The sequence below is a fragment of the Xanthobacter autotrophicus ATCC 700552 genome (genome assembly GCF_043194565.1).
GTDB lineage: Bacteria > Pseudomonadota > Alphaproteobacteria > Rhizobiales > Xanthobacteraceae > Xanthobacter > Xanthobacter autotrophicus_F.
On record NZ_JBAFVS010000003.1, the window covers coordinates 221,606 to 244,655 of the forward strand.

A 23,050-nucleotide genomic window follows, 5' to 3' on the forward strand; every position below is an offset into this window, starting at 1 on the left:
TGGGGTGGGGGCGCATCCTTTAAAACTTGGCGCCCTAAGTCACCCGGCCTTCCGTCACCCGGAGCGTGAGAAGGTCAGGATCTCGCGCTTGCCGGCATGGTTGGCCGGGCCGACGATGCCCTCGGTCTCCATGCGCTCCATGAGGCTTGCGGCCTTGTTGTAGCCCACCTGAAGCCGCCGCTGGATGTAGGAGGTGGACGCCTTGCGGTCGCGCATGACGATGGACACCGCCTGATCGTAGAGATCGCCCCCCGCCTCGCCGAGGCTGGAGCGGTCGAACACCGCGTCGTCCTCGTCGTCCACCTCCGCATCCTCGTCCAGAATCACCGCGTCCAGATAGTCCGGACCGCCCTGGGCCTTGAGGAAGGCCACCACCTTCTCCACCTCGCCGTCGGACACGAACGGCCCGTGGACGCGGGTGATGCGCCCGCCGCCCGCCATGAACAGCATGTCGCCCTGCCCCAGCAACGTCTCCGCGCCCATTTCGCCGAGGATGGTGCGGCTGTCGATCTTGCTCGTCACCTGGAACGAGATGCGGGTGGGGAAATTGGCCTTGATGGTGCCGGTGATCACGTCCACCGAGGGCCGCTGCGTCGCCATCACCAGATGGATGCCGGCGGCCCGCGCCATCTGGGCGAGCCGCTGGATGGCGCCCTCGATCTCCTTGCCGGCCACCATCATAAGGTCGGCCATCTCGTCGACGATGACGACGATGTAGGGCAAGGGCGTGAGGTCCATCTCCTGTTCCTCGAACAGGCTTTCCCCGGTCTCCTTGTCGAAGCCCACCTGCACGCTGCGGGTGATGACCTCGCCCTTCTCCGCCGCCTCCTTCACGCGGGCGTTGAAGCCGTCGATGTTGCGAACGGCGAGGCGGCTCATCTTCTTGTAGCGCTCCTCCATCTCCTTCACCGCCCATTTGAGGGCGATGATCGCCTTCTTGGGGTCGGTGACGACGGGGGTGAGCAGGTGGGGGATGCCCTCGTAGACGGACAATTCCAGCATCTTGGGGTCGATCATGATGAGCCGGCAGGCCTCCGGCGTGTGCCGGTAGAGCAGGCTCAGGATCATGGTGTTGATGGCCACCGACTTGCCCGATCCGGTGGTGCCGGCCACCAGCAGGTGGGGCATGCGGGCAAGGTCGGCGATCACCGGCACGCCGCCGATGGTCTTGCCGAGACACAGGCCGAGCTTGGGGTGGGTCTCCACGAATTCGTGGCTGGACAACAGCTCGCGCAGCCACACGGTCTCGCGCCGCCGGTTGGGCAGCTCGATGCCGATGACGTTGCGCCCCTCCACCACCGCCACGCGGGCCGACACCGCGCTCATGGAGCGGGCGATGTCCGGCGACAGGCCGATGACGCGGGAGGACTTCACCCCCGGCGCCGGCTCGAACTCGTAGAGGGTGACCACCGGGCCGGGATTGGCGTCGATGACCTCGCCGCGCACGCCGAAATCGCGCAGCACCTGCTGGAGTGTGGTGGAGGACTGGTCGAGAAACTCCTCGGACATCTCATAGTCCGGCTCCACCACCGGCGGCTCGCGCAGCAGGTCGAGGGGCGGCAGGTCATACGGGCTGGTATCCCCGACCACCCCGAGCGCGACGGGGACCAGGCTGGCGGGAACGGGGGCGGGACGGCCCGGCGACGGTTCCGCGGCGATGGCCGCGGGCAATGCGGCCGCCGGCGCAAAGCTCAGCGGCGCCACCGCGCCCAGGAAGTGGGCGGTGATGCTCTGCTGGTAAGGCCGCCAGAGCGAGGGGCCTGGCTCCGTCACGATCGGCAGGGCGGCGAGAGCAGACGCCGCGAGGGGTTCATCGAGGTGGCTGGCGTCGACCTCCTCGGCGTCTTCAGCTTGTTCAGCTTCCTCAGCGTCATCGGCCAGGAGCAGGTCCTCGTCCTGCTCGTCCTCGCCGTCGCCCAGGTCCTCGTCGGAGTCCTCGTCCTCGTCCTCGTCGGAGGCGTAGATTCCGACCTGCTCCTCGTCGTCCTCTTCAAACGCGTCATCGTCTGAGACAAGCATCAGCGCGTCGTCATCGACGGCGACCTCTCCATCAGAGGCATCGCCGTCGACCGCAAGATCCTCGCCTTCCGCCTCGTCTTCCGCCTCGCCTTCCACCTCGTCCTCGGCCGCGACATCTGTCGCAAGGGCATCTTCGGCGTGCGAATCGGCGTCCGCCTCGGCCCCGGCCATGTGGCCGACGATCACCGCAACGTCGTCGGCAGCATCCTGCGCTTCGGCAGGCGCTGCACCCTCGGACGGCGCGAGATCCTGCTCGTCAGCATGGGCGGGGGGCACAGCAGCGCGGCCGAGGACCAGAAGGCGCGACAGCGCCTCGAAATACGGCGGCAGATCCTGGTGCAAATCCGACTGCAGGTCTTCGTGCGATTGGGCGATCCCGGTCTCCGCTACGTCCCCCGAGGCGTCGGGCGGTGCGTTCCGATGCTCAAATGGGACTTCGATCGCCGCGGAACCGGCGAGCGTCTCTTGCACTTCGAGCGTCTCTTGCACCGCGATCGTCTCTTGCACCGCCGTGCTGTCTTGCACCGGCAGGCATTCCGGCTCTGCGTGGAGCGTTGGTGCCGCGCTCGCCTCCGCGGACGCCGCCGGGTCGCCGTCCCAAGTCCAGCTCACGGCGTCATCGGCGGCGATGGGCGTCCCCGCGTCCATGGGCTGTTCGGCCTCGAAGGGGGCGGGCGCGACGACCGCGGCTTCGTCGGGAGCCTCGACCGCGGGTTCGGCCACCACGGCCGCAGGTGGATCGAGGGGCGCTGCAATCACCGCCGCCTCCGGTGCGGCCACCGCATCATCGGCCGGATCGAGCACAAAGCGCCAGTTGCGGCTCGAAATCTCCGGCACGGGAGCCGTCTGCGATTCGCTCAGTAACAGGACGTGGCCCTCAATGCCGGGCAGGGCCGACGGCTCGCACAGGGCCTCCGCCTCGCGCGGACGCAGGAAGTGATCCGGCGTGCGGGTGAAGCGGGTGTTGGCATCGAGGGTGAAGGGCCTGAGCCAGCTGGGAATCAGCTCCAGGTCGATCCAGCTGTGCGTGAGCGGGGCAGCCGGCGTCTCGGCCGGGGGATGATACTCCGGCGCGAAGGCGCCAAGGGAGGGCGTCACCCGGCGGCCTCCCGCATAGGCAGACGGCGGCGCATAGTCCGCCTCCTCATCATAGGAAGGAAACTCAAAGGGTCTGGGAGGACGGTTGAAAGAAGACATGCTGATCCGTAGCCCGCAGCACCGGCGCCGTTCCCCAAGGCTTAGAGCCCCCGCGTTAAGGGGAGGTTTGCACCCCCTGATATGTGGTTTTTTATTACCACCGCCTATGGATGGCGCAGTGGCCGTGCGGCAGCCGGGCAGGCACGAAGCCCCCGCGCCGCCTACGCCCCTGGCCGGCCGGGTGCGGGGCCGTTCAACGATCCAGATTGTGCGGGTGTCGGCTCAGCCGCGGCGGCAGATCGGGGATGGCCCGCGCATGGCGCGCGGCGCCCGGTCACAGGGCGTCGCGCAGGCCCTTCACAAAGCTGGACAGGCCGGTCAGGCGCCGCCGCTTCAGCCGTTCCGCCTGCAGGATGGCGGTGAGCTTGACGAGGCTGTCGTCCACCTCGTGATTGATGATGATGTAGTCGTATTCGGTGTAATGGCTGATCTCGTCGGAGGCCTTGGCCATGCGCTGGTGCACCACCTCCTCCGAATCCTGCGCGCGGGAACGCAGGCGCTGTTCCAGGTCGGCGGCGGTGGGCGGAAGCAGGAAGACCTTCACCAGGTCCTGCTGCGCGGTCTCGCCCAATTGCTGGGTGCCCTGCCAGTCGATGTCGAACAGCACATCCCGCCCGGCGGAGAGGGCCACCTCCACGGCCGGGCGCGGCGTGCCGTAGAGATTGTCGAACACCACGGCGTGCTCCAGAAGCTCCCCCTCGTCGCGCATGCGGTGAAAGGTGGGCACGTCCACGAAATAATAGTCCTTGCCGTCCACCTCGCCCGGCCGGGGCGGTCGCGTGGTGATGGACACGGACATGGTGATTCGATCGTCGCTCGCCAGCAGCTTGCGCGACAGCGTGGTCTTGCCCGCCCCCGAAGGCGAGGACAGCACCAGCATCAGCCCGCGCCGCGCCAGAACGCCCGCGCCCGGTTTCCAGCCCGGCAGCGCGAAGTGCGACGACACGGAGGAGGCGGCGGATTGCGGCATGGGCTCAGGCTTCACTCGAGGTTCTGGATCTGCTCGCGGAACTGATCCACCAGCAGCTTGAGGTCAAGCCCGATCTGCGTCAGCGCCACGGAATTGGACTTGGAGCACAGGGTGTTCGCCTCGCGGTTGAACTCCTGCGCAAGGAAATCCAGCCGCCGCCCGGCCGGGCCGCCGGTGTGCAGCAGGTCGCGCGCGGCGGCGATATGGGCGCCGAGTCGGTCCAGTTCCTCGCGCACATCCGCCTTGGTGACGGCAAGCACCGCCTCCTGGTGCAGGCGGTCGGGATCGAGGGTGGCGGCTTCCATCAGCACGCGCACCTGCTCGGCGATGCGGGCCTTGATGGCCTCGACGCCGCGCTCCGGCAGGCGCTCGGCGCGCACCAGCAGTGTGGCGATGGCATCGAGCCGTTCGGAGAGGATGGCGTTGAGCGCCTCGCCCTCGCGGGCACGCATGGTGCCGAGTTCGGCGAGGGCCCGGTCGAAGGCGGAGAGCATGGCGGACATGAGCGCGCGGCGCTCCTCCTCGCCCTCATCGGCCTCGGCGATCTCCACCAGACCCTTGACCGCCAGAAGGGCGTCGAGGGTCGGCGCCGGTGCGCCAAGGCGGCGGGCGCTTTCGGACACCGACCGGTAAAGCGCTTCCAGCGCCCCCTGGTTGACCCGAACGGTGCCGGTCTCCCCCTCGCGGGTGGCGGCGAGACTGGCGGAGACCGAGCCGCGGGTCAGCACCTGGCCGGTGCGGGTGCGCACGTCCGCCTCCAGCACCTCGAAGCCCGGCGGCAGGCGCAGCCGCAGGTCCAGCCCCTTGCCGTTGACCGCGCGCACTTCCCAGCCGAACCGCCACGGCCCGTGGGAGCCGGCGACGCGGGCAAAGCCGGTCATGCTGGCGAGGGGGGCCCGGGCCGAAGCCGGAACGCGGTTGGTGGTGACGGCGGCACGCTTCATGGTCAATCCTGCGGCGACGCCGCGCTCCGGGTTCAAAACGTCTGCGGCGGACGCGGGCACCGGTTCTGCATCCTGAAACCGCATAACACAATAACCTGAGGCCCGAAGCGATGTGATCGGTCAATGTAATCCCGGCGAAGTGATCCGGGCGAAGTGATCCGAACCCCCGAGCCTCTAAGCCCGCTCCAGACTCCAACCAGGAAAACGCCTATCCGGCCGGAGTGCGATGCAATCGGATCGGCGCGTGCTCTAGCGCATTTTCGAGCGAAGGGGATACCGGTTCGCGTAAAGAAAACGCGTAAACTCAATGACCTAGTTGCCCGCGTTCGGCGCTGCGGCGGGAGCCGGCGCGGCCGCAGCCGGAGCACCGCCCTGCTCGATGGCGCGCCACCGGGCCACATTCTTGTTGTGGTCGGCCAGCGTCTCGGCGAAGGCGTGGCCGCCGGTGCCGTCCGCGACGAAGAACAGGTCCTTCGTCTTGGGCGGGTTGGCCACCGCCGCCAGCGCGTCGCGCCCCGGATTGCTGATGGGGCCGGGCGGCAGGCCGTCGATGGCGTAGGTATTATAAGCCGTCGCGGTGGTGATGTCGGTGCGGCTGATGGGCCGCCCCAGCGCGCCGCGCCCGCCGACGATACCGTAGATGATGGTCGGATCCGACTGGAGCCGCATCTTCTTGTTCAGCCGGTTGATGAACACCGCGGCCACCTTGGGCCGTTCCGCCGCAAGGCCGGTTTCCTTCTCCACGATGGAGGCGAGGATCACCAGCTCCTGCGGGCTCTTGACCGGGATATCGGGCGCACGCTTGGCCCAGAGGGTGGCCAGCAGCTTGCGCTGCTCATCGGCCATCTTCTTCAGCACCTCCTCGCGGCTCTGCCCGCGGGTAATCTGGAACGTCTCGGGCAGCAATGTGCCCTCGGCCGGCACCGCCGGGGTGCCGGTGAGCAATTCGTTGTCCATCAGGCGCTTGACCACCTGCTGGCTGGTGAGGCCCTCGGGAATGGTAACTTGGTGCACTACCATCTTGCCGGACGCCAGCGTATCGATGACGCTCGCCAGCGACTGGCCGGGCTTGAACACGAATTCGCCGGCCTTGAAGCTGGCGTCGGGCCGGGCCAGCCGCTGGCCGGCCAGGAACAGCAGGGCGTTGCTGATCACGCCCTCGCGCTCAAGGATATCCCCCATGTCGCGCACGCCCGACCCACGCGGGATGTTCACCACCTTCTCGGTGGCGAGCGGTCCCGGGGCATAGAAGGCGCGCTCGGCGTACCAGGCTCCGAGCCCGCCGCCCACGGCGAGGAACAGCAGGAAGGTGAAGAGGCCGCTGAGCACGGTCACCGCCGGATGACGCGCGCTGCGCGAGGGGCGCGGCGGCTTGGCCTGCCGTGCGCTACGGCCGGATCGCGCGGATGCCTTCGGCGCGGGTTTGGGCGCTGCGGGTGCGGCGGGCCGGGGCGTTGCGGAACCCGCGGAGAGGGCGGTGTTCGCGCGAGGACTTCCGGCCGGGGGCACGGGCGAGCCGGCGGGCACCGCGACGTCCGGTGCTCCGGCCTCTGGTGATCCGTCGTTGGATTCGGCCATCCAAGGGCTCCCTGTCGTCGGCGAAGGTGCGTGGTCGAACGTTCAGGCCGGAACGCCGCCGCATGGGAGGCTTGCTAAAGGCACATTCGGGCGCAACGGCGGCATATGGCCCGGCATCTTCCGGTACGTCGGCCGGGCTGCGCCCCGCCGCCCGCCGATGGGACCACTTCAGGCGGGCGCCGGCCGGGGCGATGCACCGGCCAGCGCGCAATCAGGCGTCGTAGCGGCGGAAGATGAGGGACGCGTTGGTGCCGCCGAATCCGAACGAATTGGAAAGCACCACGTCGATCTTGCGCGGCTTCGCCTTGAGCGGCACCAGATCGATGGGGGTCTCCACCGACGGATTGTCGAGATTGAGCGTCGCCGGGGCGATCTGGTCGCGGATGGCGAGGACGGAGAAGATCGCCTCCACCGCGCCCGCGGCCCCCAGCAGGTGGCCGATGGACGATTTGGTGGACGACATGGAGGTCGTCGCCGCGGCATTGCCGAGCAGCCGTTCCACCGCCTTCAGCTCGATCTCGTCGGCCATGGTGGAGGTGCCGTGGGCGTTGATATAGTCGATGTCGCCCGGCGCCAGACCGGCCCGCTTCAGCGCCGCCGACATGCAGCGGAAGGCGCCGTCGCCATCCGGCGAAGGGGCGGTGATGTGGAAGGCGTCACCGGTCAGGCCGTAGCCCACCAGCTCCGCATAGATGTGCGCGCCGCGGGCCTTGGCGTGCTCGAGTTCCTCCAGCACCACCACGCCGGCACCCTCGCCCATGACGAAGCCGTCCCGGTCCCGGTCATAGGGGCGCGAGGCGCGGGTGGGATCGTCGTTGAAGGCGGTGCAGAGCGCCTTGCAGGCGGCAAAGCCGGCCAGCGCCAGGCGGTTGACCGTCGATTCGGTGCCGCCGGCCACCATCACGTCGGCATCCCCCAGCGCGATGAGCCGTCCGGCATCGCCGATGGCATGGGCGCCGGTGGAGCAGGCCGTGACCACCGCGTGGTTCGGACCCTTCAGCCCGTGGGTGATGGAGACGTAGCCGCCGGCCAGGTTGATGAGACGGCCGGGAATGAAGAAGGGCGAAATCCGCCGCGGCCCGCGCTCCTTGAGCAGCAGGGACGATTCGGCGATGCCCTCGATGCCGCCGATGCCCGAGCCGATGAGCACGCCGGTGTTGATCTGGTCCTCGTAGGACGAGGGATGCCATCCGGCATCATTCAGCGCCTGGGTGGCCGCAGCCATGGCGTAGACGATAAACTCGTCCACCTTGCGCTGCTCTTTCGGCTCCATCCACTGGTCGGGATTGTAGGTGCCGTCGGAACCATCGCCGCGCGGAACATTGGCGGCAATCTTGCACGCAAGGTCCGCCACTTCGAAATGGCTGACCGCCTTCACGCCGCTCTCGCCAGCGATGAGCCGCCGCCAGGTCGGCTCGACGCCGCAGCCGAGCGGCGTCACCATGCCGAGGCCGGTGACGACAACACGTCTCATGGGAAAAACTCCGGCAGGCGGGCCGATGGCGCAGATGGCGCGCGACCCGGTGCGACAACGGCCGCGGGCGCCCAGCGCCGCGCGACCGTCGAATGAACAGGCGTGAGGATCAAGCCGCGTTCTTTTCCAGGAACTTGATCGCGTCACCCACGGTCAAAATGGTCTCGGCGGCATCGTCCGGGATCTCGCAGTTGAAAGCCTCCTCGAAGGCCATCACGAGTTCCACGGTGTCGAGGCTGTCGGCGCCGAGATCGTCGATGAAGGAGGCGCTCTCCGTGACCTTCTCGGGTTCCACCCCCAGATGCTCCGCGACAATCTTCTTCACCCGCTCGGCGATGTCACTCATAGATGCAACCCTCGTTGTTCGGATAATCCCGTTGCCGTTCGGCGGCTGGTGGAGGGCATAATGCCTTTTTTCCGCCGTGCCCAGCCCCCTCCGCCGCAAGGAACGTACCTTGCGAGCGGCACATGGATTGCGCCGGACAGCCCCCACCGCCGCGCGCGGATGAGAAGAGCCTTTTCAAGGCGCCCTTTCCCGGCCCAGCAATGCGGCTCGTTAGCACACTCCCCGCAGCAAGGCCAGCCAAGCTCGGCAACGGCCGGCCAGGCGATGGCGGAAGGTGATGACCGACCTGCGGCGATGCCCGTTCTTGCGCGACGCGTGTGTGCCGGCTACTCACTTTCCATGCCCGGGACCAGCGACCGATCGGAACGCCTCGCCGCCGCCCTGCGCGCGAACCTGTCGCGGCGCAAGGCCCAATCCCGCGCGCGCCGCACAGGTGATGCCGAAAGCGACACCGCTGCCGGCGCAGCGGGAGAACCGGAGGGACACCCCCCCGCCGGCGCCGCGGAAGGCCAGGACGCCGCGGAAGGCCGGGGCGCCCCATCGGCCGCCGAAGCGCCCCCGAACCACATGAATAGCGGTGAAAAGCTTGCGCGCGGCGGTAGCACGACGCCGGAGGCGGGTGCCGCCAAGATTGTGCCGGAGGGCGAGCCGGGCTAGAGCTTTTCTCTTAAATGCGCGGTCGGCCGGCTTGGGGGGGCCAGCCGGTAGGAGGCACAGGTAACGCATGGACAAGATTCGCATCGTCGGCGGAAACGAGCTGAAGGGCACCATTCCCATCTCCGGTGCGAAGAACGCCGCCCTGCCGCTGATGATCGCCAGCCTGCTGACCGAGGAGAAGCTGATTCTCGAGAACGTGCCGCGCCTCGCGGACGTGGCGCTGCTCCAGCGCATTCTCGGCAATCACGGCGTGGACATCACCACCAACGGCAAGCGCAACGGCGACGATCCCTACGCCGGCCAGACGCTGGAGATCGACGCACGGGTGATCGTGGACACCACCGCGCCCTACGATCTGGTCTCGCGCATGCGCGCTTCTTTCTGGGTGCTGGGGCCGCTTCTGGCCCGCATCGGCGTGGCCAAGGTCTCGCTGCCCGGCGGCTGCGCCATCGGCACCCGTCCGGTGGATTTCCATCTCGACGCCCTGCGCGCCCTCGGCGCCGAGATCGAGATCGACGCCGGCTATGTGGTGGCCAAGGCGCCCAACGGGCTCAAGGGCGCGCGCATCGTGTTCCCCAAGGTGTCCGTGGGTGCCACCCATACCGCCCTCATGGCCGCCGCCCTCGCCCGCGGCGACAGCATCATCGAGAATGCCGCCCGCGAGCCGGAGGTGGTGGATCTCGCCGACTGCCTCATCAAGATGGGCGCCCGCATCTCCGGCGCCGGCAGCTCCACCATCCATGTGGAGGGAGTAGCCCGCCTGAAGGCCGCCCGCCACGCCGTGCTGCCGGACCGCATCGAGACCGGCACCTATGCCATGGCCACTGCCATGACCGGCGGCGACGTGATGCTCGCCGGCGCCCGGCCCGACCTTCTGGAAAGCGCGCTGGACGCCCTGCGCCAGGCCGGCGCCGAGATCGACGCCACCAACGAGGGCATCCGGGTGCGTCGCAACGGCGCCGGCATCCTCCCGGTGGATGTGACCACCGCGCCCTACCCCGGCTTCCCCACCGACCTGCAAGCCCAGTTCATGGCGCTCATGACCAAGGCCAAGGGCAATTCCCGCATCACCGAGACCATTTTCGAGAATCGCTTCATGCACGTGCAGGAGCTGGCCCGTCTCGGCGCCCGCATCCACCTGGAGGGCGACACCGCCGTGGTGGAGGGGGTGGAGCGGCTGACCGGCGCGCCGGTGATGGCCACCGACCTTCGCGCCTCGGTCTCCCTCGTCATCGCCGGCCTTGCGGCGGAGGGCGAAACCATGGTGCAGCGCGTCTATCACCTCGACCGCGGCTTCGAGAAGCTGGAGGAAAAGCTGTCGCGCTGCGGGGCGCAGATCGAGCGCATCAGCAGCTGACCCTCAGCGTGGATCGCCCTTAACCTGAAGACAGGGAACGCGATATCCGGCCAGCCTGCGATCCAGGCGACCGCGCGTCCCCAAGGCGGCGCGGAGGCCGTGGTGAGCCTGCCGAACATCATCACCCTCATACGCATCCTGCTGGTGCCGGCCGTGGTCTGGTCGATCGCCTCCGGCGAGTTCGCGCTGGCCTTCTGGCTGTTCCTGGCGGCCGGCATCTCCGACGCGCTCGACGGCTTCATCGCCAAGCGCTTCCACATGCAGACCGAGCTTGGCTCCTATCTCGACCCGGTGGCCGACAAGGCCCTGCTGATCTCCATCTATGTGGCGCTGGCGGTGTGCGGCCTGATCCCGCGCTGGGTGGCCATCGCCGTGGTGTCACGCGACGTGATGATCATCGGGGCGGTGGTGCTGTCCCTCGTCATGGCCCAGCCGGTGGCCATCAGCCCGCTGCTCGTCTCCAAGGTGAATACGGCGGTCCAGATCGTGTTTGCCGCCTTCGTGCTGGCCGCATCCGGCTTCGGTCTGGACCTGCCGGGGCTGTTTCAGGTGGGGCTTGTGATGGTCGGGCTCTTGACGGGCCTTTCCGCCGCTGCCTATCTCGCCGAATGGACGCGCCACGTTGCGAGCTGACGCAGGCGGACCAACCAATGGCGATCCAACGAATGGTGTGCTCACGAACGGCGAGCTGATGGACCGTGAGCTGATCGGCGAACGCGACCCCCGCACCACCGCCGCCGGCCCGGCGCACGGTGGCGGCCTTCGCGCGCCCGGAATGCCGGAACCTCCCGCGCCGGAACCTCCCGCGCCGGAACCTCCCGCGCCAGACCATCCGGCACCAGGCCGCCCGACGCCAGCGCGTCGCCCACCCGACCTGAAGGATCTGGCGCCGGCGGAAGCCGCGATTCCGGTCCGGTTCCAGATGCGCTTCTGGGTCACGGCCCTCATCCTCACTGCCATCTCCCTGTGGCTGCTGAGCGGCATCCTGCTGCCGTTCGTTGCCGGCATCGTGCTCGCCTATTTCCTCAATCCCGTGGTCGCGCGACTGGAGCGCATCGGCGTCGCCCGCACCCTCTCCGCCCTGGTGGTGGTGGGGATCATGCTGCTCCTGGTGATGCTGTTCTTCCTGCTCGCCCTGCCGCTGCTCTCCTCGCAGATGTTCGAGTTCATCCAGCGCCTGCCGGCCTACGTGGCGCGGCTGCAGGGGCTTTTGACCGAAGAAAACCGCGAGTGGCTGAGCGGCATCGTCGGCGATCGCCTGCCGGACATGCAGCGCTCCATCTCCGATCTCATGACCCAGGGGGTCAGCCACCTGGTGGGCCTGCTCTCCTCCGTTTGGTCCGGAGGGCAGGCGCTGATCGCCCTGTTCGCGCTGATGGTGGTGACGCCCGTGGTCGTCTTCTACATCCTGTGCGACTGGAACAATATGGTCGCCTTCGTGGACCGGCTGGTGCCGCTGCCCCACCGCACGGAAGTGCGCAGCCTTGCCTGCGCCATGGACATGGCGGTGGCCGGCTTCGTGCGCGGGCAGGCCACGGTGTGCCTGCTGCTCGGCACCTTCTATGCGGTGGCGCTGACCATGGCGGGGCTGAATTTCGGCCTGCTCATCGGCATCGTGTCCGGCGTCATCACCTTCATTCCCTATGTGGGCTCGCTCACCGGCTTCGTGCTGGCCATCGGCGTCGCCATCGTCCAGTTCTTTCCCGACTGGGGCATGATCGGGATCATCCTCGCCATCTTCGTCATCGGCCAGACCATCGAGGGCTACGTGCTCTCGCCCAAGCTCGTGGGCGACAGCATCGGGGTGCATCCGGTCTGGCTCATGTTCGCGCTGTTCGCCTTCGGCTACCTCTTCGGCTTCGTGGGCCTGCTGCTCGCCGTTCCGCTCACCGCGGTGACCGGCGTGCTCGTGCGCTTCGCCATCAATCGCTACCTGCAGTCCGAACTTTACCAGGGCACCGCCGAAGATGCCTTGCCCCCGTCGGAGACACCCTGAGCATGGCGGAGCGCGACGGACGTCCGCGCCAGCTTCCCCTTGACCTGCCGGCTTACCCGGCGCTGCGGCGCGAGGATTTCCTCGCCGCGCCGGGCAACTCGGCGGCCCTTGCCCTGATCGATGCCTTTCCCGAGTGGCCGGCCCGCGTCGTCTGCATCGTGGGGCCGGAGGGGGCGGGCAAGAGCCACCTGGCGGCCATCTTCGCCGAGCGCTCCGGTGCGCGGACGCTGGAGGCGCGCGCCCTCACCCGCGACGGCGTGCCCGACGCCCTTGCGACCGGCGCGCTGGTGCTGGAAGATCTGGAGGCCGGCACCTTCAGCGAGGCCGCCCTATTCCACCTGCTCAACCTCGCCGGCGAGCAGCAGGCCTACCTGCTGATGACGGCGCGCATGCCGCCCGCCACCTACAGCCTCGCCACCGCCGACCTCGCCTCGCGGCTGCGCGCGGTGCCGGTGTTCGAGATTACGCCCGCGGACGACGCCCTGCTGGCGGCGGTACTGGTGAAACTGTTCGCGGACCGCCAGCTTTCGGTGGACGAAGCCACCGTCCAATACCTTCTCATGCGCATGCAACGCACTGTGGCGGGCGCCAAGCGGATCGTCGACGCACTGGATACAGCGGCCCTCGCCGCCCGGCGCCCGGTGACGCGCGCGCTCGCGGCGCAGGTACTGAAGGACCTGGGCGAAGAGCTGGGCGAAGACCCGCCTGTCCCCGATGTCCAAGGGGAAAAGGACTGATACCGCCGGGCGTCATAGAGTAGTCATCTAACGCGGCCATGGTCCGGCCGAAACGCGGGGGACCGAGCATGGGTATGAACGAGGCTGCAGCGCTCGCGGACGAAAATATGGACGTGAACTCGGACGTGAACCTGGAAATCTTGGAAAACGCGACCGAGGCGCTGGCCCAATCGCCGCAGCGCTTCATCAACCGCGAGATTTCCTGGCTGCACTTCAACCGGCGCGTGCTGGAGGAGGCGGAAAACCGCAACCATCCCCTGCTGGAGCAGCTGCGCTTCCTCTCCATCTCCGCCAACAACCTCGACGAATTCTTCATGGTCCGCGTGGCGGGCCTGAAGGAGCAGGTGCGCGAGGGTGTGCAGACACGCAGCCCCGATGGCCTCACCCCGTCCGAGCAGCTGACCACCATCCTCGCCAGCGCGGCCCAGCTCATCTCCGACCAGCAGGGCCGCTGGCTGGAGCTGCGGCGCGACCTCGCCAACGTCGGCATCGTGCTGGTGGACGGCGCGGAGGTGACCGCCGACGATCTGGTGGTGCTGGACCGGCACTTCCTCAACCACGTCTTCCCGGTGCTGACCCCGCTGGCCATCGATCCGGCGCACCCCTTCCCGTTCATTCCCAACCTCGGCTTTTCCCTCGCGCTCCAGCTGGTGCGGCAGTCGGACGGGCGCGGCATGAACGCGCTCATCCGCATCCCCGCCAAGGTGGAACGCTTCATCCGCCTGCCGGATTTCGGCACCGGCGCGCTGCGCTTCATCACCCTTGAGCAGATGATCGGCCTGTTCATCTCCCGCCTCTTCCCCGGCTATGCGGTGAAGGGACAGGGGGTGTTCCGGGTGGTCCGCGACAGCGATCTTGAAATCGAGGAGGAGGCGGAGGACCTCGTCCGCCTGTTCGAGACCGCGCTGAAGCAGCGCCGCTACGGCGAGGTGATCCGCATGGAGGCCGACGCCGCCATGCCGGCCGAACTGCGCAACTTTGTCGCCCGCGAGCTGGGCGTGAACGACGACGAGATCTTCGTGGTAGGCGGCGTGCTCGCCCTCAACGAATTCTCGCAGCTGGTGTCGGTGGACCGGCCGGACCTGAAGTTCCAGGCCTACAACGCCCGATTTCCCGAACGCATCCGCGAGCACGCCGGAGACTGCTTTCTGGCTATTCGCGAGAAGGACATACTGGTTCACCACCCTTATGAATCCTTTGACGTGGTGGTTCAGTTTCTCCGCCAGGCCGCCCGCGACCCCAACGTCGTCGCCATCAAGCAGACCCTCTACCGCACCTCCTCCGACAGCCCCATCGTGAAGGCGCTGGCCGAGGCGGCGGAAGCCGGCAAGTCGGTAACCGCTCTGGTGGAGCTGAAGGCCCGCTTCGACGAGGAAGCCAACATCCGCTGGGCGCGCGACCTGGAACGCGCCGGCGTGCAGGTGGTGTTCGGCTTCATCGAGCTGAAGACCCACGGCAAGCTGTCCATGGCGGTACGGCGCGAGGGCGCCTCACTTGCCACCTACGTGCATGTGGGCACCGGCAACTATCATCCCATTACCGCGCGCATCTATACGGACCTCAGCTTCTTCACCGCCGATCCGGTGATCGCCCAGGACGTGGCCCGCATCTTCAACTTCATCACCGGCTATGCCACCCCCGGCGAGCTGGACGCCATGGCGGTGTCGCCCACCGCCCTCAAGCCTCGGCTGCTGAAGCACATCGCCGACGAGATCGAATATGCCAAGGCCGGCCGCCCGGCCGCCATCTGGCTGAAGTGCAACTCGCTGGTGGATCCGGAGATCATCGACGCGCTGTACGAGGCGAGCGCCGCCGGCGTGCAGGTGGACTGCATCATCCGTGGCATCTGCTGCCTGCGGCCCGGCATTCCGGGGCTCTCCGAGAATATCCGGGTGAAGTCCATCGTCGGCCGCTTCCTGGAGCACTCGCGCATCTATTGCTTCGGCGCCGGCCACGGCCTGCCGAGCCCGAACGCGGTGGTCTACATCTCCTCCGCGGACCTGATGCCGCGCAACCTCGACCGCCGGGTCGAGACCCTGTGCCCCATCACCAATCCCACGGTGCACGAGCAGGTGCTCGACCAGATCATGGTCGCGAACCTTATCGACAACCAGCAGAGCTGGGACGTCTTGCCGGACGGCTCCTCCGAACGCATAGTCCCCGCGCCGGGCGAAGAGCCGTTCAACGCCCATCAATATTTCATGACCAACCCGAGCTTGTCCGGACGTGGAAAGTCTCTCAAAGATTCTTCGCCGCGTAGCCTCTTCGTCCGTCGCTGACGAGGAACTGACCCGCGCGCCTGGCCGGCTTTTCACCGGGGCGCCGGTTGCGGTCATCGATATCGGCTCCAACTCGGTCCGCCTCGTGGTCTATGAGGGGTTGAGCCGCGCGCTCACGCCCATCTTCAACGAGAAGGCCCTGTGCGGGCTGGGGCGCGAGGTGCTCTCCACCGGGCGCCTGCCGCAGGATGCGGTGGACCGCGCCCTGGCCGCGCTGAAGCGCTTCCGCGCCCTGTGCGACGCCATGGAGGTGGGCGAGGTCCATGCCCTCGCCACCGCCGCCGCGCGCGACGCGGAGAACGGTCCCGCCTTCATTGCCCAGTGCGAAGCCATCTGCGGCCAGAAGATCGAGCTGCTCACCGGCAAGCGGGAGGCGGAACTCGCCGCCGCCGGCGTGGTGGCCGGCGTCCATGCGCCGGACGGCATCGTGGGCGATCTCGGCGGCGGCTCGCTGGAGCTGGTGGACGTGAAGGGCCGCGTCGTCGGTACCGGCGTCACCCTGCCCCTCGGCGGCCTCGCCTTGCAGGACCGATCGTCCCGCTCGCCGCGCAAGGCGGAGAAGATCGTCCGCGAGACCATCCCCGAGGCCGAGGTTCTGAACGCCCTCGCCGGCCGCACCTTCTATGCGGTGGGCGGCACCTGGCGGGCGCTGGCGCGCCTGCACATGTACACCAAGGGCTATCCGCTCCATGTGATGCACGGCTATGTGATTCCCGCCCGCGAGGCGCTGGACTTCACCCGCATCGTGCACCGGGCCGATGCCGAGGCCCTTGCCCATATCGACGTGGTCTCCGACGCGCGCCGGCCCCTGCTCGCCTATGGCGCGCTGGTGCTGGAAAACATCGTGCGGCAGGGCCGGCCCTCCGAGGTGGTGATCTCCGCCCTGGGCGTGCGCGAGGGCCTGCTGAATTCCCTGATGCCCGAGGAAGAGCGCGTCCGTGACCCGCTCCTGATCGCGGCGGCCGAAATGAATGTGCTGCGCTCCCGCTCGCCCCGCCACGGGGAGGAGTTGGTGGCCTGGACCGATGGCTTCTTCGCCTCGGCTCCGGTGCTGGAGGAGGCGGAGGACGAGAAGCGCCTGCGTCGCGCCGCCTGCCTCCTGGCGGACGTGAGCTGGCGCGCGCACCCCGACTATCGTGGCGAGCAGAGCCTGAACATGATCGCCCATGCGGCCTTCGCCGGCATCGATCATCCTGGCCGCGCCTATGTCGCCCTCTCGGTTTATTTCCGGCACATGGGCCTCAACACCGACGAAACCGACACCCGCATTCTGGAGCTGCTGACCACCGGCATGCTCGACCGCGCCCGCATCCTCGGCGCCGCGATGCGGGTCGCCTACGTGCTTTCGGCGGCCATGCCCGGCATCCTGCCGCAGATGCCGCTGCAGGTGCGCGGTGACCAACTGGTGCTGGGTGTGCCGCGCAAGGTGGTCTCGCTGGTGAACGACAGAGTTTATAACCGCCTGCGCCAGCTGGCCCGGCTCATCGGCCGCGAGCCGCTGCTCGAACAGGGCGATTGATTGGTCCCGCTTTCGTCGTGCTGTCGTCCGGGTGCGGCGAAGCGGGAATGAGTAACGCCGGGCGGGCGCTGATCCATCTGTGATCGGCATCACGCCGGCGGCGCGGGGCGGTCGCAAGTCCGCCCCAATCCACCTCCACGCTGGTGCCATGAAACAGCTTCTGAACCTGTTTGGCGGAGTTGCCGGCCTGGTGGTCGCGGGCCTCGTGGGCCTTGCGCTGTTCACGCTTGTGGGCGGCCTCATCATCGTGGCGGGCATCGCGATCACGGCCCTTGTGCTCGGCGGGGGCGTCTATGCCCTTGTCACCGGCCGGGCGCCGGGCATGCGCCGCGGCGGCTTTTCGTCCCGCTTCGGCTCGGTGCGGGTGTTCGACCTGCGCACCGGTCAGCCCTTCGGCAATTCCGAAGGCGCGACCGACGAGAACGGCATGATCGACGTGACGCCGCCCAAGTCTTCCGCGTCTCCCGCGTCTCCCACCCGCACGCCCCGCAACGGCGCCTGAGGGCCAAGGGACCGGCTGATCTGCTGACCGGCTGACCTGCTGACCTGCTGACCTGCTGACCTGCTGACCTGCTGACCGGCGATTTTCCTCAACGCCGGAAGCAGGTAGGCTCCCTCGACGCGCGATACCACGCTGACGGGGGCCGGCACGGGACATGGACGGGAACATTGAAGCGGGCGAGTATCTGGCGTTGCTCGTGGTGTGCGTCGCGCTGGCCATGCTTACGGTGGTCTCTCACGCGATCGCGCTGGCGATCATCCGCCGGCGCCTCAGTTGGCGCATCCGCGGCAAGAGCTACTCGGACCACGTGTTCCTCGAAGCGGTGATCATCAGCGCCACCGTGCTGAGCCTCAGCGTCGCCCACCTGTTCGAGATCTGCATCTGGGCTGCGGCCTACGTCGCGCTCGGCGCCATCGCAAACCCGCACGATGCCCTCTATTATTCCATCTCCACCTACACGACGGTGGGCGCGGACGGCGTATCCATCGCCAAGTCCTTCCGCGCCATCGCCGGGTTCGAATCCCTCATCGGCCCGATGATGGTGGCCTGGTCCACCGCCTTCCTGGTGGAGTTCGTCACCCGCATGCGCGGGTCCAGCTCCACCTGAGCCGGGCCGCCGCCCATACCAACGCCGCCGGTCTTTGACCGGCAGCGGACCCTAGAGCATTTCCCCGTTTCACTGAATCGGGGAAATGCTCTAGATTATTGAGTTTACGCGTTTTCTTTACGCGAACCGATATCCACTTCGCTCGAAAACGCTCTAAGCCCGGTCGCGGCAACAGCCGGAACCGGACATCACACGCTGGTGGGATAGTTCGGGCTCTCGCGGGTGATGGTCACGTCATGCACGTGGCTCTCGCGCAGGCCGGCGGACGAAATTCGCACGAACCGGGCCCTCTCGCGGAACTCCTTCAGCGTGCTGCCGCCCACATAGCCCATGGCCGCCCGCAGGCCCCCGGCGAGCTGGTGCAGCACCGCGCTCACCGGACCCTTGTAGCCCACCTGCCCCTCGATGCCTTCCGGCACCAGCTTGAGCGTGTCGCGCACTTCCGCCTGGAAGTAGCGGTCCGCCGAGCCACGGGCCATGGCGCCCACCGAGCCCATGCCGCGATACGACTTGTAGGAGCGACCCTGATAGAGGAACACCTCGCCGGGGCTTTCGTCGGTGCCGGCGAGCAGCGAGCCCACCATGGCGGCGGAGGCGCCGGCCGCCAGCGCCTTGGCAAGGTCGCCGGAATATTTGATGCCGCCGTCGGCGATCACCGGCGTGCCGGTGGCGTAGGCGGCTTCCACCGCATCCATCACCGCGGTCAGCTGGGGCACGCCGACACCCGCCACGATGCGGGTGGTGCAGATGGAGCCGGGGCCGATGCCCACCTTCACCGCGTCCGCCCCGGCGTCGATGAGCGCCCGGGCGCCCTCGGCGGTGGCGATGTTGCCGGCAAGGATCTGGGTGCGGTTGGAGAGCTTCTTGATGCGCTCCACCTGGTCCAGCACCTTGCGGGAATGGCCGTGGGCGGTGTCCACCACCACCAGGTCCACGCCGGCGTCGATCAGGCGCTCGGTGCGCTCGAAGCCGTCGGGGCCAACGGTGGTGGCGGCGGCGACCCGCAGGCGGCCTTGCTCGTCCTTGGCGGCGTGGGGATAGGCCACCGCCTTCTCGATGTCCTTGACGGTGATGAGGCCGACGCAGCGCTCGTTGTTGTCCACCACCAGCAGCTTCTCGATGCGGTACTGGTGCAGGAGGCTCTTGGCTTCCTCCTGGTTCACCTGCCCCTCGCGGACGGTGATGAGCCGGTCCTTGGTCATCAGCTCGGCCACGCGCTGCTCGGGATTGTGGGCAAAGCGCACGTCGCGATTGGTGAGGATGCCGACCAGCCGCCCGGCGATGGCGCCGGTGCCGCGCTCCACCACCGGAATGCCGGAGATGGAATAGCGCTTCATGAGGGTCAAGGCGTGGGCAAGGGTCTCGTCGGGATGGATGGTGACCGGGTTCACCACCATGCCCGATTCGTATTTCTTCACCTGCCGCACGTGCTCGGCCTGAAGCTCGGGCGTGAGGTTGCGGTGGATGACGCCGATGCCCCCCGCCTGCGCCATGGCGATGGCGAGGCGCGATTCGGTGACCGTATCCATGGCCGCGGAGATGATGGGCAGGTTGAGGCTGATGGTCTTGGTGAGCTGGGTGGCGACATCCACCTCGCCCGGCATCACCTCGGAGGGGCCGGGCGTCAGCAGCACGTCGTCGAACGTCAGCGCCTCGCGGAACGGCGCGCGGCCGTTGGCATGATCCGCGGAGGGGGGAACGTTCGAAATCGGGGTGGTCATGGCCAACTCCTTAAGGCGGCGCGGAAGCCGGGCCGCTGGATCGGGGCCGGAACGGGTTGCAGTCACGCACTCCGCTACGAGTTGGCAGTGGCCGATACCATGAGTGGACGACGAATAGAAGACCTGTTGCGAGGCATTCGCTGCAACGCTCCCATGCGTGCAGCGGTGGGGGAACCATGCGCGGAGCGGCGGGGGAACCATGCCAACGGCCGATGAGCCTGACGCATTGCCCATGGGCACAGGCCGGCACGGCGCGTGGTCCAAGATCCACAAGCCAAGATCCACAAGCCAAGATCCACAAGCCAAGATCCACAAACCAAGATCCACAAATCGGAAGCGCCCGAAGTGTGGCGCGACACCCGCTTGGCGTCGGCCGAGATCGAAGCCTAGAGCGTTTTCGAGCGAAGCGGATACCGGTTCGCGTAAAGAAAACGCGTAAATTCAATAACCTAGAGCATTTCCCCGATTCAGTGAAACGGGGAAATGCTCTATGGTGCATGAACGGCGCCCCGGCTGGTACCGGGGCGCCGTCTGTCGCCGCAAAGTCAAAACCACCGCGCCATGGCGCAGGACGAAGGCCTCAGCCCTCGGTACCTTCCTCGGCCGCCAGCTCGGCGGCGACTTCGGCGCGCTCGATGGCGAGTTCAGCCTCGATCTCGGCATCCTCGTCGCGGGCGGTGCGCACGTCCTCGCCGCGGGCCTGACGCTCGGCCTCTTCAGCGTTGCGGGCGACGTTGACCTTCACGGTCACCTCCACCTCGGGATGCAGGGTCACCGGAACCAGATGCACGCCCAGGGTCTTGATGGGATGGTTGAGAACCACCTGCTGGCGATCCACCACGAAGCCGGCGGCGGTGAGGCCATCGGCGATGTCGCGGGTGGAGACGGAGCCGTAGAGCTGGCCGCTCTCGCCCGCCTGGCGGATCATCGCCACGCTCTGGCCATTGAGCTTCTCGGCCACCGCCTCGGCGTCCTTGCGGCGCTCGAGGTTGCGGGCCTCCAGCTCAATCTTCATGGTGTCGAAGCGGGTCTTGTTGGCCTTGGTGGCGCGCAGGGCCTTGCCGTTCGGCAGCAGGAAGTTGCGGGCGTAGCCGTCGCGCACCTTCACCACTTCGCCCATCTGGCCAAGCTTGGCGACGCGCTCAAGAAGAATCACATCCATTTTCGTTTCTCCTGTCTCGTATTCGGTTGGGATTTTTGAAGATCAGCGGTCGTTCGCGGCCGGCGGTCCCTTGCCGGTGGCGATACGGGCGCGGAAGTCGAGCATGCCGTCGACAAAGCCGAGCACGGCCATGGCCAGCACCGGCCAGCCCAGCACGGCGGAGGTCACCCACAGGGCGCCGAGAATGAGCGTCCGCGCCGGATGGCCTTCGGTCACGGCGTGGACCACGGCAAAGCCGGCCAGCGCATAGGCGCCGGCAAGGGTCACGGCACCGGCCGAGGCCGCGAGGCCGGACAGGCCCCCGGCCATGGACAGGGCCAGCACCACGGCAAGCACCAGCGAGGTCACCGGCGGGAGCCGGAAGGCGGCAAGGTTGGGCCACGGCCGCGCCAGCCGCCCGGAGACCCGCGCCGCGCGGGCGGCGAGGTAGAGGCAGGCGAGGTACGAGACCATGGCCATCCCGGCCGCCATGGCGGGCAGGACGTGGGCGATCAGCGAGGCCATGGCGAGGGGGTCGCGCCCCTCCGTCTCCAGGGGCAGGCCCGGGCCTGCCACCAACGCCTCGAAGGCGGCGGTCACCGCGGCATGGTAGGCCTCGTAATCGTGGGCCATGCCGAACAGCGCGACGGTAACGGAGACGGTGGCAAAGCCGGCCGCCAGCAGCACCAGCCCACCGACGGGAAACCAGACGAGGCCGTCACGGGCCGCCGGGTCGCTCCGGGCCATCAGCGCGGCATAGGACAGGCCCAGGGCCGGGCCACCGAGGCCCACCAGATAGGTCGCGAGAAAGGTGCCGCCGAAGGCGAGCCAAAGCCCGGCGCCGCCCGTGATCGCGGCCAGGGTCGCCGCCAGCGGGCTGAAGGCGATGCCGGCGATCATCACCGGCAGGGGCGAGAGATAGAACAGGGGGACGGCCAGAAGCGTCCCCGCCGCGGCACCGGCGGCAAGAAGCGCGGAGGCCGATCCGGCGGCCAGGCCGATAAGGACAAGAAGCATCATTCGACAAGCTGTCCCGCTCACGCGGTTAGAGGCAGACCTTTGGCCCACCCCAGCAGACGCCCCGGGGACCTCCCCGCGGCGCGTCGCCAAAACCTGAGAGAAACGCCCGCCCCGTCGGGGCGGGCGAATGGTTCAGCGGATCACGAAGGGCAGGAGGCCCAGGAACCGCGAGCGCTTGATGGCGGCAGACAGCTCACGCTGCTTCTTGGCGGAAACCGCCGTGATGCGCGAGGGCACGATCTTGCCACGCTCGGAGATGTAGCGCTGCAGGAGCCGCACATCCTTGTAGTCGATCTTCGGCGCGTTGGGGCCGGAGAACGGGCAGGTCTTGCGACGACGGAAGAAGGGGCGACGCTGGCCACCGCCACCGCCACCGCCGGCAGCACTGGCACCACCGGATTGAGCGAACGCCATCAGACTTCCTCCTCGCCGCCGTGGGATTCGTCAGAGGGACGCGGACGGCGCGGGCGGTCCTCGCGACCACCGAAGCCGCGATCGCCACGATCACCGCGATCGCCACGGTCCCCACGCTCGCCGCGATCGTCGCGGTCGCGCTTCTGGAGCATGGCGGACTGGCCTTCCTCGTGCTCATCGACGCGCAGGGTGAGGATGCGCAGGACGTCCTCATCGATGCGCTGCTGGCGCTCAAGCTCCTGGATCGCCGCCGCCGGGGCGTCGATGTTCAGCAGCGTGAAGTGCGCCTTGCGGTTCTTGTTGATGCGATAGGTCAGGGACTTGACGCCCCAGTACTCGGTCTTGCCGACCGAGCCGCCATTCGCCTCAATGACACCCTTGAACCGGGTGGTGAGTTCCTCGACCTGCTGCGCCGTCACGTCCTGGCGCGCGAGGAACACGTGCTCGTAAAGCGGCATGTGTTCGTGTGCCTTTCGTTTCATTTCCGTCCACCGGCGCCAAGCCCTTCTTGCCGGAAAGGCGCGAAGCTCGGAAGGCGGGGACACGGGACGACGGGCACTTGCCCTGTTTCT

At 67.9% G+C, this 23,050-nt stretch carries 19 protein-coding genes; 8 read left to right on the forward strand and 11 right to left on the reverse strand.

Going from position 1 to position 23,050, the window contains the following annotated elements; genetic code table 11:
* Positions 1–54: 54 nt before the first annotated feature.
* From V5F48_RS04590 to V5F48_RS04615, 6 genes are all read right to left on the reverse strand, one after another.
* Positions 55–3,117, reverse strand: a complete 3,063-nt coding sequence (locus V5F48_RS04590; protein WP_394040523.1) for a DNA translocase FtsK — start codon at positions 3,115–3,117, stop codon at positions 55–57.
* Between the two features lie 373 nt (positions 3,118–3,490).
* Entirely contained in the window at positions 3,491–4,186 is a 696-nt protein-coding gene (gene gmk / locus V5F48_RS04595) for a guanylate kinase (RefSeq protein WP_394040525.1), read from the reverse strand.
* Positions 4,187–4,197: 11 nt separating this feature from the next.
* Complete coding sequence (locus tag V5F48_RS04600; protein ID WP_394040527.1) at positions 4,198–5,130, reverse strand: YicC/YloC family endoribonuclease; 933 nt, start codon at positions 5,128–5,130, stop codon at positions 4,198–4,200.
* 312 nt (positions 5,131–5,442) lie between these two features.
* Positions 5,443–6,459, reverse strand: a complete 1,017-nt coding sequence (mltG, locus tag V5F48_RS04605; RefSeq protein ID WP_394040529.1) for an endolytic transglycosylase MltG — start codon at positions 6,457–6,459, stop codon at positions 5,443–5,445.
* A gap of 460 nt (positions 6,460–6,919) precedes the next feature.
* Positions 6,920–8,182, reverse strand: a complete 1,263-nt coding sequence (gene fabF, locus V5F48_RS04610) for a beta-ketoacyl-ACP synthase II (RefSeq protein WP_394040531.1) — start codon at positions 8,180–8,182, stop codon at positions 6,920–6,922.
* Between the two features lie 109 nt (positions 8,183–8,291).
* Entirely contained in the window at positions 8,292–8,528 is a 237-nt protein-coding gene (locus tag V5F48_RS04615; protein ID WP_012115109.1) for an acyl carrier protein, read from the reverse strand.
* A 724-nt stretch (positions 8,529–9,252) separates the two neighbouring features.
* On the opposite strand from V5F48_RS04615, the gene murA reads away from it, so the two are divergent.
* From murA to V5F48_RS04655, 8 genes are all read left to right on the forward strand, one after another.
* On the forward strand, positions 9,253–10,542 hold the full coding sequence (murA, locus tag V5F48_RS04620; RefSeq protein ID WP_394040533.1) for a UDP-N-acetylglucosamine 1-carboxyvinyltransferase: 1,290 nt from the start codon (positions 9,253–9,255) through the stop codon (positions 10,540–10,542).
* Between the two features lie 102 nt (positions 10,543–10,644).
* Entirely contained in the window at positions 10,645–11,175 is a 531-nt protein-coding gene (locus V5F48_RS04625; protein ID WP_394040535.1) for a CDP-alcohol phosphatidyltransferase family protein, read from the forward strand.
* Positions 11,176–11,464: 289 nt separating this feature from the next.
* Positions 11,465–12,538 carry an AI-2E family transporter gene (locus V5F48_RS04630; protein ID WP_394040537.1) on the forward strand — a complete coding sequence of 358 codons (1,074 nt, stop codon included), beginning with the start codon at positions 11,465–11,467 and terminating at the stop codon, positions 12,536–12,538.
* 2 nt (positions 12,539–12,540) lie between these two features.
* Positions 12,541–13,275 (forward strand): HdaA/DnaA family protein, encoded by a 735-nt coding sequence (locus V5F48_RS04635; protein ID WP_394040539.1) that lies wholly within the window; start codon positions 12,541–12,543, stop codon positions 13,273–13,275.
* Positions 13,276–13,349: 74 nt separating this feature from the next.
* Positions 13,350–15,554 (forward strand): RNA degradosome polyphosphate kinase, encoded by a 2,205-nt coding sequence (locus V5F48_RS04640; protein ID WP_394040541.1) that lies wholly within the window; start codon positions 13,350–13,352, stop codon positions 15,552–15,554.
* Between the two features lie 7 nt (positions 15,555–15,561).
* Positions 15,562–17,073 carry an exopolyphosphatase gene (ppx, locus tag V5F48_RS04645; protein WP_394040724.1) on the forward strand — a complete coding sequence of 504 codons (1,512 nt, stop codon included), beginning with the start codon at positions 15,562–15,564 and terminating at the stop codon, positions 17,071–17,073.
* A gap of 148 nt (positions 17,074–17,221) precedes the next feature.
* Entirely contained in the window at positions 17,222–17,575 is a 354-nt protein-coding gene (locus tag V5F48_RS04650) for a hypothetical protein (RefSeq protein ID WP_394040543.1), read from the forward strand.
* Positions 17,576–17,729: 154 nt separating this feature from the next.
* Complete coding sequence (locus V5F48_RS04655) at positions 17,730–18,182, forward strand: ion channel (RefSeq protein ID WP_394040545.1); 453 nt, start codon at positions 17,730–17,732, stop codon at positions 18,180–18,182.
* A 188-nt stretch (positions 18,183–18,370) separates the two neighbouring features.
* Here V5F48_RS04655 and guaB read toward each other — a convergent pair whose 3' ends face one another.
* From guaB to rpsF, 5 genes are all read right to left on the reverse strand, one after another.
* A complete protein-coding gene (gene guaB, locus V5F48_RS04660) occupies positions 18,371–19,903 on the reverse strand; it encodes an IMP dehydrogenase (RefSeq protein WP_394040547.1) in 1,533 nt (510 codons plus the stop codon).
* Positions 19,904–20,483: 580 nt separating this feature from the next.
* Positions 20,484–21,065: a 50S ribosomal protein L9 gene (gene rplI, locus V5F48_RS04665; RefSeq protein ID WP_394040549.1), complete on the reverse strand. Its 582-nt coding sequence runs from the start codon at positions 21,063–21,065 to the stop codon at positions 20,484–20,486.
* A gap of 42 nt (positions 21,066–21,107) precedes the next feature.
* Positions 21,108–22,064, reverse strand: a complete 957-nt coding sequence (locus tag V5F48_RS04670; protein WP_394040551.1) for a DUF2232 domain-containing protein — start codon at positions 22,062–22,064, stop codon at positions 21,108–21,110.
* A 132-nt stretch (positions 22,065–22,196) separates the two neighbouring features.
* On the reverse strand, positions 22,197–22,478 hold the full coding sequence (gene rpsR, locus V5F48_RS04675) for a 30S ribosomal protein S18 (protein WP_394040553.1): 282 nt from the start codon (positions 22,476–22,478) through the stop codon (positions 22,197–22,199).
* Complete coding sequence (gene rpsF, locus V5F48_RS04680) at positions 22,478–22,936, reverse strand: 30S ribosomal protein S6 (protein ID WP_394040726.1); 459 nt, start codon at positions 22,934–22,936, stop codon at positions 22,478–22,480. Before rpsF ends, rpsR begins: the two co-directional genes overlap by 1 nt.
* Positions 22,937–23,050: the final 114 nt, after the last annotated feature.

Bases quoted from the DNA above. Each gene is read 5' to 3' on its own strand.
- gmk (WP_394040525.1), bottom strand. From the start codon at position 4,186: ATGCCGCAATCCGCCGCCTCCTCCGTGTCGTCGCACTTCGCGCTGCCG.
- V5F48_RS04600 (WP_394040527.1), bottom strand. From the start codon at position 5,130: ATGAAGCGTGCCGCCGTCACCACCAACCGCGTTCCGGCTTCGGCCCGG.
- fabF (WP_394040531.1), bottom strand. From the start codon at position 8,182: ATGAGACGTGTTGTCGTCACCGGCCTCGGCATGGTGACGCCGCTCGGC.
- V5F48_RS04615 (WP_012115109.1), bottom strand. From the start codon at position 8,528: ATGAGTGACATCGCCGAGCGGGTGAAGAAGATTGTCGCGGAGCATCTG.
- murA (WP_394040533.1), top strand. From the start codon at position 9,253: ATGGACAAGATTCGCATCGTCGGCGGAAACGAGCTGAAGGGCACCATT.
- V5F48_RS04630 (WP_394040537.1), top strand. From the start codon at position 11,465: ATGCGCTTCTGGGTCACGGCCCTCATCCTCACTGCCATCTCCCTGTGG.
- V5F48_RS04635 (WP_394040539.1), top strand. From the start codon at position 12,541: ATGGCGGAGCGCGACGGACGTCCGCGCCAGCTTCCCCTTGACCTGCCG.
- V5F48_RS04640 (WP_394040541.1), top strand. From the start codon at position 13,350: ATGAACGAGGCTGCAGCGCTCGCGGACGAAAATATGGACGTGAACTCG.
- V5F48_RS04650 (WP_394040543.1), top strand. From the start codon at position 17,222: ATGAAACAGCTTCTGAACCTGTTTGGCGGAGTTGCCGGCCTGGTGGTC.
- V5F48_RS04655 (WP_394040545.1), top strand. From the start codon at position 17,730: ATGGACGGGAACATTGAAGCGGGCGAGTATCTGGCGTTGCTCGTGGTG.
- guaB (WP_394040547.1), bottom strand. From the start codon at position 19,903: ATGACCACCCCGATTTCGAACGTTCCCCCCTCCGCGGATCATGCCAAC.
- rplI (WP_394040549.1), bottom strand. From the start codon at position 21,065: ATGGATGTGATTCTTCTTGAGCGCGTCGCCAAGCTTGGCCAGATGGGC.
- V5F48_RS04670 (WP_394040551.1), bottom strand. From the start codon at position 22,064: ATGATGCTTCTTGTCCTTATCGGCCTGGCCGCCGGATCGGCCTCCGCG.
- rpsR (WP_394040553.1), bottom strand. From the start codon at position 22,478: ATGGCGTTCGCTCAATCCGGTGGTGCCAGTGCTGCCGGCGGTGGCGGT.
- rpsF (WP_394040726.1), bottom strand. From the start codon at position 22,936: ATGCCGCTTTACGAGCACGTGTTCCTCGCGCGCCAGGACGTGACGGCG.